This is a genomic window from Marinobacter sp. (genome assembly GCF_033722735.1).
In the GTDB taxonomy this organism is placed as follows: domain Bacteria; phylum Pseudomonadota; class Gammaproteobacteria; order Pseudomonadales; family Oleiphilaceae; genus Marinobacter.
In genome coordinates this window covers 121,285-134,547 of the sequence record NZ_JAWVYN010000011.1, presented here as the reverse complement: position 1 = coordinate 134,547, position 13,263 = coordinate 121,285, and the positions used below count along the sequence as shown (strand labels likewise).

12 protein-coding genes and 1 pseudogene are annotated in these 13,263 nt (G+C 64.4%); 8 read left to right on the top strand and 5 right to left on the bottom strand.

Going from position 1 to position 13,263, the window contains the following annotated elements:
- A pseudogene (locus R3175_RS10350) lies at positions 1-341 on the top strand (hypothetical protein); the annotation flags it as partial.
- Positions 342-385: 44 nt separating this feature from the next.
- On the opposite strand, the gene R3175_RS10345 reads toward R3175_RS10350, so the two are convergent.
- Positions 386-1,447 (bottom strand): 3-deoxy-7-phosphoheptulonate synthase, encoded by a 1,062-nt coding sequence (locus tag R3175_RS10345; RefSeq protein ID WP_318944189.1) that lies wholly within the window; start codon positions 1,445-1,447, stop codon positions 386-388.
- Between the two features lie 340 nt (positions 1,448-1,787).
- On the opposite strand from R3175_RS10345, the gene R3175_RS10340 reads away from it, so the two are divergent.
- Positions 1,788-2,561 carry a secretin gene (locus R3175_RS10340; protein ID WP_318944188.1) on the top strand — a complete coding sequence of 258 codons (774 nt, stop codon included), beginning with the start codon at positions 1,788-1,790 and terminating at the stop codon, positions 2,559-2,561.
- 11 nt (positions 2,562-2,572) lie between these two features.
- Here the strand turns inward: R3175_RS10340 and R3175_RS10335 are convergent, their stop codons facing one another.
- On the bottom strand, positions 2,573-3,109 hold the full coding sequence (locus R3175_RS10335) for a DnaJ domain-containing protein (protein WP_318944187.1): 537 nt from the start codon (positions 3,107-3,109) through the stop codon (positions 2,573-2,575).
- A 245-nt stretch (positions 3,110-3,354) separates the two neighbouring features.
- Here R3175_RS10335 and R3175_RS10330 point away from each other — a divergent pair, with 245 nt between their 5' ends.
- From R3175_RS10330 to R3175_RS10305, 6 genes are all read left to right on the top strand, one after another.
- Positions 3,355-4,464 carry an efflux RND transporter periplasmic adaptor subunit gene (locus R3175_RS10330; protein ID WP_318944186.1) on the top strand — a complete coding sequence of 370 codons (1,110 nt, stop codon included), beginning with the start codon at positions 3,355-3,357 and terminating at the stop codon, positions 4,462-4,464.
- Complete coding sequence (locus tag R3175_RS10325) at positions 4,464-7,529, top strand: efflux RND transporter permease subunit (protein ID WP_318944196.1); 3,066 nt, start codon at positions 4,464-4,466, stop codon at positions 7,527-7,529. The genes R3175_RS10330 and R3175_RS10325 overlap by 1 nt, the downstream gene beginning before the upstream one ends.
- Positions 7,530-7,658: 129 nt before the next feature.
- Complete coding sequence (locus R3175_RS10320) at positions 7,659-7,982, top strand: DUF3301 domain-containing protein (RefSeq protein ID WP_318944185.1); 324 nt, start codon at positions 7,659-7,661, stop codon at positions 7,980-7,982.
- A 192-nt stretch (positions 7,983-8,174) separates the two neighbouring features.
- Positions 8,175-9,491, top strand: coding sequence for a substrate-binding domain-containing protein (locus tag R3175_RS10315; protein ID WP_318944184.1), 1,317 nt, complete (start codon positions 8,175-8,177; stop codon positions 9,489-9,491).
- 95 nt (positions 9,492-9,586) lie between these two features.
- Positions 9,587-10,885 (top strand): pyridoxal phosphate-dependent aminotransferase, encoded by a 1,299-nt coding sequence (locus R3175_RS10310; protein ID WP_318944183.1) that lies wholly within the window; start codon positions 9,587-9,589, stop codon positions 10,883-10,885.
- A 77-nt stretch (positions 10,886-10,962) separates the two neighbouring features.
- Positions 10,963-11,778 carry an inositol monophosphatase family protein gene (locus tag R3175_RS10305; protein WP_318944182.1) on the top strand — a complete coding sequence of 272 codons (816 nt, stop codon included), beginning with the start codon at positions 10,963-10,965 and terminating at the stop codon, positions 11,776-11,778.
- A 15-nt stretch (positions 11,779-11,793) separates the two neighbouring features.
- Here R3175_RS10305 and R3175_RS10300 read toward each other — a convergent pair whose 3' ends face one another.
- The 3 genes from R3175_RS10300 to R3175_RS10290 all read right to left on the bottom strand — a co-directional run bounded on the left by R3175_RS10300 (position 11,794) and on the right by R3175_RS10290 (position 13,260).
- Complete coding sequence (locus R3175_RS10300) at positions 11,794-12,594, bottom strand: thiazole synthase (protein ID WP_318944181.1); 801 nt, start codon at positions 12,592-12,594, stop codon at positions 11,794-11,796.
- A 74-nt stretch (positions 12,595-12,668) separates the two neighbouring features.
- Complete coding sequence (gene thiS / locus R3175_RS10295; protein WP_318944180.1) at positions 12,669-12,869, bottom strand: sulfur carrier protein ThiS; 201 nt, start codon at positions 12,867-12,869, stop codon at positions 12,669-12,671.
- Positions 12,870-12,888: 19 nt separating this feature from the next.
- On the bottom strand, positions 12,889-13,260 hold the full coding sequence (locus R3175_RS10290; RefSeq protein ID WP_413231760.1) for a DUF423 domain-containing protein: 372 nt from the start codon (positions 13,258-13,260) through the stop codon (positions 12,889-12,891).
- Between the last annotated feature and the right edge of the window lie 3 nt (positions 13,261-13,263).

Below are 13,263 nucleotides of genomic sequence, written 5' to 3'. Positions count from 1 at the left end.
TGAAGGGCCTGCTCACCGACGCCATGAACCAGAAGGAAGTGTATGCCTACTGGGACATGATCCAGCAGTTCATGGACGTGAGCGGCCCCCTGCCGGACGTGCCGATCTTCGAGCCCTTCCGCGCCCGGGACCCGGTGACCGCCGCACACGATGAACGCACCGGGCGGGACCCGTTCAAGTGGCGCAAGGTCACCCGGGAGTCCTGGCGTAAGGACCACGAACAACGCTGGAAAAACCGTCTACAGGAGACGAACTTCCACCACCCTTGCATCCTGGATGCCCACATCCAGGGAAGGGGGCTGCCGTTGCCGGACGAACCGCGAGGGGCCATGTTGGCGTGACATGCCTCCCTCGCTGAGCCCGATCCATTACAGCTTACAGCGAGTTACAGCGAGCGCAGCAATTGCTCGGTCTGCTCCCAGCCGATACACGGATCGGTGATCGAACAGCCGTACACCAGCTCGTCGCCATCGTCCTGACGGCCCGGCTGCAGGAAGCTTTCCAGCATCAGGCCACGGATGTGGCCATTGCCCGCCCGTTTCTGCGCCATCACTTCCCGGGCGATGTCCAGTTGGCGTTCCGCCTGCTTGCGGGCATTGTCGTGGCTGCAATCCACCATGATGGCAGGAGAAACGCCAGCCGCGGTGAGTGCATCCACCGCCTCGGCGATGCTGCCGGCGTCGTAGTTGGTGAGTCCGCGACCGCCCCGCAGGACCAGATGGGTGTCCGGATTGCCGGCGGTGGTCACCATGGCAGGCACCCCATTATCGGACAGGCCCAGGCGGTGATGGCCATGGGCGGCGGACTTCATGGCGTTGATCGCCACGGTCATGCCGCCGTCGGTGCCGTTCTTGAACCCCACCGGCATCGGCAAGCCACTGACCAACTCGCGATGAATCTGGGATTCGGTGGTCCGGGCGCCGATGGCACTCCAGCTCACCAGGTCCGCCAGGTAGTCCATGGCCATCGGGCTGAGCGCCTCCGTGGCAATGGGCAGACCCAGTTCCGCCAGGTTCAGCAACAGCCGGCGGCAGCGAATCAACCCTTCGTGCAAATCACCCGCTCCGGTCCGCTCCGGATCGTACAGCAGCCCCTTCCAGCCCACGGTGGTGCGGGGCTTCTCCAGGTAGGCCCGCACCACGATCAGGAAGCGGTCACTGACCTCGTCCGCCAACGCCGCCAGCTTCTCGCTGTACTCCAGGGCGGCCACCTCGTCGTGGATGGAGCAGGGCCCCACCACCACCAGGGTACGGGGGTCGTCACCGTGCAGCACCCGGCGAATGGCCTCCCGATGGCGGTCGATCTGCTGCGCCAGCACCGGGGGCACTGGCAGGTCGTGGCGAAGCTGCCGGGGCGTGGGCAGGATCATGGTGCGGTTCTCCTCGTCGGTTGGCTGTCCTGCCCGGGCGGGCGTCTCCAACGTTGCGTTACTCAGTGGCATGTTCATGGTCAGTGTTTCCCTGTCTCCAGAATCAAGAAAGCCCCGGCTGGGCTACCAGTCGGGGCTTTCTGAGTCCGGTGGCAGCCTGGGTTCCTGCCGGGCTGCCTTCCTCGTTGTTCGGTCGATGAAGATCTTACGGGCGGCCCGGGCTCTGGCTAAAGTAAAAGCCATAACCAAACCACCAAAAAAACACAGCAGCGACTGCAGCCATCGATTCGGGGACGGCTGAAGAAACATTCAATTGACAGGTCGCGTGTGTCGTCTTCATGCTCAACAATATATAACCCGGGTTCAAACCTTTGCAACCCGTTTGCGCAATTTCCCTGATATTGGCTGGATCCGATTCATGACCCCCGTTCGCTTTTGGCTCGCCCTGGTGCTGGCCCTGTCGCTCGGTTCTCCCCTGCTCGCCGCCACCGAAGCCCGCAGCTGGGAGCTTCAGCATCGCCCCGCCGAGGACGTGGCCGGCCAGCTGCGAGCGCTTTATCCCGGCGAACAGGCAGCCATCACCGCCCATGGCCAGCGGCTGGTGATTCGTGGCGACGCCGTCATTCTTGAAGAAATCGACCAGCTCATCGACACCATGGATGTGGCGCCGGCACAGCTGCGTGTCACCGTGCGCAGCGGCGGCACCGATCATGGCGTGCAGCGTGGTGGTGACGTATCCGTCCGGGACGGCAACGTGACCCTGCGCGCCGAGAGCCGCACCACCTCCACCCGTCGCCAGCGGGAGCAATCACTGATCATCCAGGATGGCCAGTCCGCCCACATCCACTCCGGTCAGGTCCGGGTGTTGCCGGTGGCAGTCCAGGGAGGCTTCAACCCAGCCGTACTCTACCAGCAGGTGCCCGTACGTAGCGGGTTTGTAGTCAGCCCCCGGGTGATTTCAGGGCAACAGGTGGAGCTGAACGTGATCGCCTTCGACAACATGCCGGTCACCGAACAGCCCGGCTACGAAACCGAAGCCGTGGTGACCACCCGTCGGGTCGCGACGGGCACCTGGGTGGAGCTGGGAAGCGCCAGTCGCACGTCCCGGAGCAGCGAACGCGGCATCGTCTATCAGGTCGGCGGCAACGGCCAGGCCAGCCAGCGCTTCCAGGTCCGTATCGATGTGTTGTGACCGATGACTCTCTAGCCTTGCTGACGCAATAGTACGTCCTTGGCCTCATTGAGTTTCGCCGCCAGGTAATCGGTACCGCCGCGATCGGGATGGAGTTTCTGGATCAGTCGCCGGTGGGCCGCTCTCACCTCGTCCGCCGTGCATCCCGGCGCCACGCCAAGAATGTCACAGGCCTCCCGGTAAGACATGGCCCCGGTTCCTGAGGCGCGATGCTGCTGGCGGCGCTGGTGCTGGTCCTGCCGCTGCTGGTGCTGGCGATGCTGGCCGCTACCCTGAGGTCCCTGGTGGCGACTGGCCGCCCAGCGGTCCAGCAGGGGCAGGAAACGCAACAGGGCCGGCAACTTCTTCAACAAGGGCAAGAGGGCGGCAATGCCCGCGGTGATCACGTGAATACGGCCGGTCATCACCAACACCAGCAGGACAATAACAAAGGCCGCCACCGCCAGCCTCCAGCCGGAACGCTTACGCTCCTCCGGTGTCAGCGTCCCCCACTGTTTGAGGACCAAAAAAAGGATGGCGGCCAGGGCCAGCCCGAGAATCCATTGCATGCGTCCACCTTTCGTCGCTAACTGCCGATAAACATAGCTATTATGGCGTATTAACACTGCGGGTAATTACCGTAAGTATTAACCCTGACAACCCGGTGACAACCTAGGCCAGGCTTGTATAGGATGCTATCGTTTCGGCTAAAATTACAGATTCTCAACTTTTTACAGTCTTCTTTATACAACACTTTGGTGGCGTCAATCCGGAACGGCCACCGTCAAGGAACTTGTGATCCAGGACCTGAATTATGCGCACAGCCTCCCGCTTTCTGATCGTACTGATATTCCTCGGCGTCGTGCTTGGCGGCATCTTTGGCTACAAATTTTACCAGTTTGGTCAGATGAAAGAGATGTTTGCCCAACCCCAGCCTCCGGCCATCGTGTCCGCCACCACCGCCCGTGAGGACGCCTGGACACCGGCCAAGAAGGCGGTTGGCAGCACGCTTGCCGTCAATGGCATCGCGGTGGCCAACGAGGTCCCCGGTGTGGTGGAAACCATTAATTTCGAATCCGGCGATTCGGTGAAGGCGGGGGATGTCCTGCTGCGGCTCAACGCCGCCATCGACGAGGCGGCGCTGCGCACCCGCCGGGCCGAGGCGCAGCTGGCGGAACAGGAGTTCAAGCGGGTCTCCGACCTGCTGCCCCGCCGGGCCGTGTCCCAGTCCCAGTATGACGAAGCCAAGGCCAACTTTGACGCCGCCAAGGCCCGCGTCAACGAAGCCGAAGCCACTCTGAGCAAGAAGGTGATCCGGGCCCCGTTCGACGGCACCCTGGGCCTGCGCATGGTGGATCAGGGCGAGTACCTGGCCACCGGCACGGCGATTGTCGAGATCAACATGCTGGACCCGATCTACGTCGACTACACCCTGTCGGAAAAAGACCTGCCACTGGTACAGACCGGCTACCAGGTTGAGGTAACCGTGGCCGCCATGCCCGACGAGGTTTTCTCCGGCGAAGTGAGCGCCATCAACACCTCGGTGAACCCGGAAACCCGCACGGTCCGGGTTCGCGCCACCATCGACAACGAAGCGGGCAAGTTGCGCCCCGGCATGTTCGCCACCATCCACACCCGTCAGCCGGAGGATACCGAGGTGATCACCGTGCCGCAGACGGCGATTTCCTATAACACTTACGGCGACTTTGTCTTTGTGATCGAGCCCGGCGAAGACGACCAGCTGGTGGTCAACCGCCGCACCGTCGAAACCGGCCAGGTCCGGGATGGCCGGGTGGCGGTAGTGAACGGCCTGGAAGCCGGCGAGCAGGTGGTCTCCAAAGGGCTGCTACGGCTGCGGGCCGGCCAGCATGTGGAGATCCAGGCCCCATCGGGGGAGCAGACCAACACGGAGGCCGCTGAGTGATGCGATTCACCGACATTTTTGTCCAGCGACCGGTGCTGGCCACGGTGGTCAGCCTGCTGATCCTGTTGCTTGGCACCCGGGCCGCCCTGGAGATGGAAATCCGCCAGTACCCCAAGTTGGAGAGCACCACGGTTACGGTGGCCACCGCCTACCCCGGGGCCAGCTCCGATCTGGTCAAGGGCTTCATCACCAACCCGTTGCAACAGGCCATTGCCGAGGCCAGCGGCATCGACTACCTGACCTCCACCAGCTCTCAGGGGGTGTCCACCATCCAGGCGCGGATGGAGCTCAACTACGACGCCAACGCGGCTCTGGCGGAAATCCAGGCCAAGGTGGCCAGTCAGCGCAACGTGCTGCCGGCGGCGGCCCAGGACCCGGTGATCACCTCCACCACCGGCGATTCCACTGCGCTGATGTACATCGCCTTCTACAGTTCGGACCTCAAGGTACCGCAGATCACCGATTACCTGGCGCGGGTGGTTCAGCCCAAGCTGCAGGCCCTGCCCGGTGTCGGCCAGGCGAGCCTGCTGGGGCGCAAGTTTGCCCTGCGGGTGTGGCTGGATCCGGACCGGCTGTCGGCGGTGGATATGACACCCCGGGAAGTGGTCGACGTCCTGCTGCGCAACAACTACCAGGCCGGTGTCGGCAACACCGAGGGCGAATACACCAAGATCACCCTCACCAGTGACACCGACGTGGCCGATCCCGACCAGTTCCGGGATCTGGTGATCCGGGAGTCCGAGGGCACCCTGATCCGCCTGCGGGACATCGCCCGGGTGGAGCTGGGCTCGGAGTCCTACGACGAGCTGGCGCTGTACAAGGGCCAGCCGGCCACCTACGTGGCCATCGAGCTGTCCCCGGGCGCCAACCCGCTCACGGTGGCGGGGCTGGTGAAGGCTGAACTGCCGGATATCGAGCGCCAGCTGCCCTCGGGTCTGGAGGTACGCCTGGCCTACGATGCCTCCGACTTCATCGACGACTCCATCGACGAGGTGATCCAGACCCTGATCGAGGCCCTGTTGATCGTCTTGGTGGTGGTGTTCCTCACCCTGGGGTCCCTGCGGGCGGCCATCGTGCCCTCGGTGGCGGTGCCGCTGTCACTGGTCGGCGGCGTGTTCCTGATGCTGCTGATGGGCTTCTCGCTGAACCTGCTCACCCTGCTGTCGATGGTGCTGGCCATCGGCCTGGTGGTGGACGACGCCATCATCATGGTGGAGAACGTCCACCGCCACATCGAGGCCGGCGAGACCCGCTTCAACGCCGCCCTCAACGGTGCGCGGGAAATGGCCGTGCCCATCATCGCCATGACCACCACCCTGGTGGCGGTGTACGCCCCCATCGGTTTCATGGGGGGGCTGGTGGGTTCCCTGTTCACCGAGTTCGCCTTCACCCTGGCCGGCACCGTGGTGGTGTCCGGCATCGTCGCGTTGACCCTGTCACCGATGATGTCCGGCAAGGTGCTCAAGCCCCACGGCAATCCCGGCAGGTTCGAGGTACAGGTGGAACGGGTCTTCACCGGCCTGGCCAACGGCTACAAACGGGCCCTGTCATCCGCGATGGAGACCATCTCGGTGGTGCTGTTCTTTGCCGTGGTGGTGCTGGTGTCCATCTACTTCATGTTCATGATGAGCCAGTCCGAACTGGCGCCCACCGAGGACCAGGGCATCCTGTTCTACCAGGGCCTGGGCCCACAGACCGCCAACCTGGACTACCTGCAGGAGCACGGCGACGAGGTGCAGCGGCGAATGGCCACCGTGCCCGGCTACGAGGAGGACTTCATGATCCTCGGCCTGACCAGCCCCAATGCCGTGTTCGGCGGGTTCAAGATGGCGCCCTGGAGCGAGCGGGAGATCAGTCAGTTCGAGGCCCAGCCGATGCTGCAGCAGGAGCTGCGCAAGGTCACCGGTCTGCAGACCGCGGTCTTCCCCGTGCCCTCCCTGCCCGGCTCCGACGGCCTGCCGTTCCAGTTCGTGATCACCACCGGCGACGACTACGACCGACTGGACGATGTCGCCAACGAGATGCTCGGCCGGGCCATGGCCAGTGGCAACTTCATGTTCTTGCAGAAATCCATCAACTTCGACCGTCCGGTCACCCGCATCCATGTGGACCGGGACCGGGTGGCGGACCTGGGGCTGTCCATGCAGGACGTGGGTCAGGCATTGTCCAGCATGCTCGGCGGCGGCTACATCAACTGGTTCAGCATGGATGAGCGCTCTTACCAGGTGGTGCCCCAGGTGGAGCGAGAGTTCCGGGCCAGCGCCGACGCCCTGGACTCCTACTACATCCGCGCCGACAACGGTGAGCTGGTGCCCCTGGGCGGCGTGGTCAGCTTCAGCCACGACGTGGAGCCGTCCCAGCGCACCCAGTTCAACCAGCTCAACTCGCTGACCCTCCAGGGCGTGGTGATGCCCGGCGTAACGGCCGGTGACGCCATGGCGTTCATGGAGGATCTGGCCGACGAGCTGCTACCGGCCGGCTTCAGCTTCGACTACACCGGCGAGAGCCGGCAGCTGGCCACCGAGGGCAGCGCCCTGACGGTGACCCTGTTCCTGTCGCTGCTGGTGATCTACCTGGTTCTGGCGGCGCAGTTCGAGAGCTGGCGGGACCCGCTGATCATCCTGGTGTCGGTGCCCATGTCCATTGCCGGCGCCATGGCGTTCATCGTGCTGGGCTTCACCACGGTCAACATCTACACCCAGGTGGGGCTGATCACCCTGATCGGGGTGGTGGCGAAGAACGGCATCCTGATCGTGGAGTTCGCCAACCAGCTGCAGCAGGAGCGCGCCCTGAACAAGCGCCAGGCGGTGATCGAGGCGGCGGCCATCCGGTTGCGGCCGATCATCATGACCTCGCTGGCGCTGATCGTGGCCATGGTGCCGCTGCTCATTGCCTCCAGCGCGGGCGCCCAGAGCCGCTTCGCCATCGGCCTGACCATCAGCACCGGGCTCGGCATCGGCACCTTCTTCACCCTGTTCGTGTTGCCGGCGGTGTACATCCTGCTGGCCCGGGAGCACCACGACGTGGCCCCGGCAAGGCTGCATCAGCCGGAAGCGCAGGCATAATCCACGGCAACCTCACGGGGACAGGCTTCTGCCTGTCCCCTGTTCCTATTCACTGATCGCCGTTCGCATTCCCCCGCCGGTTCGGTGTAGGCTTTCAGCACTTTCCCTCAACCGCAGCGAGACCCTGACGTGACCCTCGGCACCCTGTTCTGGCTTTTCCTGATCGGCTTTGCCGTCTGGTACTGGTGGCGGGCCAAGGCCATCAAGGATTCGGTGCTGGCCGCGGCCAAGCGCTACTGCCAGCAGATGGACGTGATGTTGCTGGACGACGCCGTCTACCTGCGGGGCCTTTGGTTCAAGCGGGACCGCCAGGGCCGGCTGCGGGTCTGGCGCCGGTTCCTGTTCGACTTCACCGCCACCGGCGAGGAGCGTTACGTGGGCCGGGTGATCATGCTGGGCCAGCGCATCGAGCATATGGAGCTGGAGCCCCACCGGTTCGACCGTACCCCTTGACCCGCGCCCTACCCGGCACTGCCCGGGCACCCAAGCCATTGATCCTGAAACACTCTGTTACAACGCTGTCATCGTATTGTCATAAAACTGTCGCATTCTGGCCGCGCATCCAAGGAGCCTCCGAATGCCGGAGGCAACCCAGGCCTTCATCCGAGGCTCCTTACATCCCGCTGGTCATAATGAGGCTTTACCATGTTGTCTGCTGTCCGCCGTATTCGGGCACTGTGTCTGCTCGCCGTTGCCCTGCCCGCCCTGAGCCACGCCAATGACATCGAGATCCACGGCTCCAATACCGTAGGCGCCACCCTGGCTCCCATGTTGATGAGCGGGTTCCTCAGCCAGCGCTTTGGCGGTGAGGTAACCAGCCGCCCGGGCCAATCGGAGAACGAACACCTGCTGAGCGTCAGCCAGGGCAGTAAACCCGTCTCGGCCCGCATTGCCGCCCACGGTTCCAGCACCGGCTTTCGCGCCTTGAACGACGGCATTGCCGACCTCTGGGCCTCCTCACGGCCGGCCAAGGCGACGGAGATCGAGGCCCTGCGGGCCCAGTCTGACCTCACCACGGCCGACAACGAACATGTGATCGCCATCGATGGCCTCGCCATCCTCGTTCATCCCTCCAATCCCCTGGAACGCATCAGCATCGACACCCTCGGTAAAATCTTCGCCGGCGAGATCGACAACTGGGCGGCCGTGGGTGGCGCCGATCGCCCCATCCGGCTGTATGCCCGGGACAACCAGTCCGGCACCTGGGACACCTTCAAGACCCTGGTACTGGGCGACACCTACCACCTGGACGCCTCGGCCTTTCGCTACGAGTCCAACGACCAGCTGTCCGACGATGTCAGCCGTGATCCGTCGGCCATCGGCTTCAGCGGCCTGGCGTCGGTGCGCAGCAGCAAGCTGCTGGCGGTATCCGATGGCGATGCGCCCGCCCTCAAGCCCACCCAGTTGACCGTGGCCAGCGAGGACTATCCGTTGTCCCGGCGCCTGTTCCTGTACAGCCGCGACGACGATCCCAAGCTGGTGAACGAATTCCTCGAGTTCGCCCAGGGCCAGGCCGGCCAGGATCTGGTTGCCCAATCCGGCTTCATCTCCCAGAACCCCATCGCGCTGGAGGTGGCGCACGACGCCTCGGTGCCGGAGACCTTCCGCACCCTCACCGGCAGTTACCGTCGCCTGTCGGTCAACTTCCGCTTTGCCGAGGGCCGTACCCGGCTCGACAACAAGGCCCACCGGGACCTGGTGCGCATCCAGGACTACCTGGAACGGGAGAACAAAGACGCCGCCGATCTGATGCTGATCGGCTTCGCCGACCAGCAGAGCAACGAACTGCGGGCGCAGATGATCTCGGAACTGCGGGCCCTGTCGGTCAGCCGCGCATTGCGGGAACTGGGTCTACCGGTCAGCGCCCACACCGGTTATGGCCACTACATGCCGGTGGGCAGCGCCGGGGGTGAAAGCGGTGCCCGGCGCAATGGCCGAGTGGAAGTCTGGGTCCGCCGCTGATCCCTCGGCAATCCCCTATTCGGCCGAACTAACCCCTGTGGCGGCGGTTTCCTATACTGCCAGTGAAGACCTCCATTTCACTGCAGACCGGGACCATGGACATCAACAACACCGACCGCCATTACGCCATCAACCTGAACGTGCGTGGCATCCAGCCGTCCGCCACCCTTCGCATCAACGAACTGAGCAACCAGCTGCGCCAGGAAGGCCGGGACATCATCAAGCTCGGCCTGGGCCAGTCCCCGTTCCCAGTGCCCGACCGGGTGGTGCAGGCGCTGCAGGAGCATGCCCACGAGAAGGACTACCTGCCGGTGAAGGGCCTCAAGGCCCTGCGGGAATCCATTGCCGGCTACATCAACCGGGGCGAGCGCATGCGCTGTACCTGGGAGGACGTACTGATCGGCCCGGGCTCCAAGGAGCTGCTGTTCATCCTGCAGCTGGCCTACTACGGCGACCTGTTGATCCCCCGCCCGAGCTGGGTGTCCTACGCGCCCCAGGCCCGGATCATCGGCCGCTCGGTGTACTGGCTACCCACCCACGCCGAGAACAACTGGCAGCTCACCGCCGAGGAGCTGGACATCATCTGCCGGGACGACCCGTCGCGCCCGCGGATCCTGATCCTCAACTACCCGTCCAACCCCACCGGCTGCACCTACACCGACGACCAGTTGCTGGCCATCGCCAACGTGGCGCGCAAGTACAAGCTGATCCTGCTGTCGGATGAGATCTATGGGGAAACCCACTTCGAGGGCAAGCACAAGTCCATCGCCCGTTACTACCCGGAAGGCACCATCATCAGCACCGGGCTGAGCAAGTGGGCCGGCGCCGGTGGCTGGCGGCTGGGCACCTTCATCTTCCCGGCGGAGCTGCGGCCCCTGCAGGACGCCATGGCGATCATCGCCAGCGAGACCTACACCGCCACCAGCGCGCCGATCCAGCACGCCGCCATCGCCGCCTTCAATGGCGGTGACGACATCGACGAATACCTCAAGCAGTCGCGCCGGGTGCTCAAGGTGCTGGGGGAATACCTGCACCGCCGCCTCACCGCCATGGGCGCCATCGTGCAGAAACCGGAAGGGGCCTTTTACCTGTTCCCCAACTTCGACAACTTCCGCGATGCCCTCGCCCGCCACGACATCAAGACCAGCCAAGCCCTGTGTCAGGCGTTATTGGAAAAAACCGGCGTGGCCATCCTGCCCGCCAGCGACTTCGGCTTCGTGCCGGACCACCTGGGGGCGCGCCTGGCGTTCGTCGACTTCGACGGCGCCGGCGCCCTGAAACTGGCCGGGGGGGACTACGCCGAGCAGCCACTGGACGACGCCTTCGTGCAGCAGGCCTGCCCAAGGTTGGTAGCGGCGATGGATAAGATGGAGGGGTGGTTGGGGCAGTTGTGATAACCCGCTTGCAGAACGCCACTGGACAGTGGTTCCATTGGCCGTCCAGATCACACCATCCAGCAGGGGGAACCACCGTGTCTCTGACCGACATCACCGATTTTGCCGAGCAACTCGCCCGGGACGCCGGCGAGCTGATCCGCCGGGAGCGGGAGGAGAACACCCTCCGGACCGACTACAAGCAGCAGACCGAACTGGTCACCCACGCCGACCTGATGGCGGACCGGTTCATCACCGACGCCATCCGTCAACGCTTTCCCGAGCATCGCATCCTGTCGGAAGAGTCCATGCCCGACCTTAGTCAGGCCGAGGAGCTGGAGACACCGCTGTGGATTGTCGACCCCATCGACGGCACGGTGAACTATGCCTACGGGCACCCCCAGGTCGCCGTGTCCATCGCCTTTGCCGAGAAGGGGCAGGTTCAGGCCGGGGTGGTGCACGCGCCGTTTTCCGGTGAAACCTTCCGCGCCACCAAGGGCGAAGGGGCCACCCTCAACGGCGTGCCCATCCAGCACAGTGGCTGCAAAGTGCCACGGGAAGCCCTGTTCGCCACCGGCTTTCCCTACACCAAAGACGAACTGGAACCGCTGGTCCGTCGGCTGGATGCGATGATCCGCCACTGCCGGGATCTGCGGCGGATCGGCTCGGCGGCGTTGGATATCTGTTGGGTGGCCTGCGGCCGGCTGGATATCTACTACGAGACGGTGAGCCCGTGGGATTTCGCGGCGGCAAGACTGATTGCGCAGGAAGCCGGCGCCCGGGCCGGGCATTTCAGCGAGGTGCCGGCGGGTTATCCGGAAGACCTGTGGGGCCAGGACATCCTGATCACCGCCCCGGCCCTGTTCGAGCCGGTGCGGGAACTGCTGCAGCGGGCCAGTGCCCGGGTGGACTGATCCAGAGCGAACGCGCTAGAGGAAGGTGCCGTCCAGGGGCGAGGAGGCACTGGCGTAGAGCTTCTTCGGCATGCGGCCGGCCAGGTAGGCCTCGCGACCGGAGTCGATGGCCAGGCGCATGGCATTGGCCATCCGCACCGGGTCCTTGGCCTGGGCAATGGCGGTGTTCATCAGCACCCCATCACAGCCCAGTTCCATCGCCAGGGTGGCGTCGGACGCGGTGCCCACGCCGGCGTCCACCAGCACCGGCACCTCGGCGTTATCCACAATCAGGCGGATGTTGTAGCGGTTCTGGATGCCCAGGCCGGAGCCTATGGGCGCCCCCAGTGGCATGATGGCGATGCAGCCCATTTCTTCCAGCCGCTTCGCCAGCAGCGGATCGTCGGAGCAGTACACCATGATCTGGAAGCCGTCCCGGATCAGCTCTTCGGCGGCCACCAGGGTTTCGGTCATGTTCGGGTACAGGGTCTTCTCCTCCCCCAGCACCTCCAGCTTCACCAGGTTGTGGCCATCCAGCAGTTCCCGCGCCAGTTTGCAGGTCCGCACCGCGTCCTTGGCGGTGTAACAGCCGGCGGTGTTGGGCAGGATGGTGTAACGCTGCGGCGAGATCACGTCCAGCAGGTTGGGCTCGTCCGGGTTCTGGCCGAGGTTGGTGCGGCGCACCGCCACGGTGACAATCTCCGCACCGCTGGCGTCGATGGCCCGGCCGGTTTCATCCAGGTCCCGGTACTTGCCGGTACCCACCAGCAGCCGGGAGTGGTAGCTGCGGCCGGCGAGCACCAGCGGTTTGTCTTCAGGCAAGGCTTGGTTGGTCATGGAACACCCGATTGAATCATGGAATAGGGGGACGCGGCTGGGCGCCCAACAGGCACACGGCGGATGCAGGTAGGTTAACCGCCGCCAATGGCGTGCACCACCTCCACCCGGTCCCCGGCGTTAAGCCGGTAGTCACCGTGCTGGCTGCGGGGCACTATCTCTTCGTTGACTTCCACCGCCAGGCGCTTGCCGGTCAACGACATCCGCTCCAGCAGGGTGGCGATGGTGGCCGGCTCGGCCACCTCGAAGGTGTCGCCATTTACGAGTATATTCATCACTTTGACACTCTACTGCTTAGCGCCGGAGCCCGGCGACAATCACCAGGGTCCAGCCGATCATAAAACACAGTCCCCCGAGCGGGGTAACCGGTCCCAGCCAGCGCATCCCGGTGAGGACCAGCAGGTACAGACTACCACTGAACATCACAATGCCGGCCAGGAAAAAACCGGCCGCCACCAGCAGCCAGCGCCGCGGGCACCCAAAGCCTACCAGCATTGCCACCAGGATTAATGCTAGCGAATGGTATACCTGATAGGTAACGGCCGTCTGGAAGACTTCAAGCCCCCGCTCGCTCACCAGGGGGCGCAGGCCATGGGCGCCGAAGGCGCCAGCCACCACCGCCAGCAGTGCCAGGGACGCCCCAGCCACCAGCGGGAGCCGCAGCAGCTC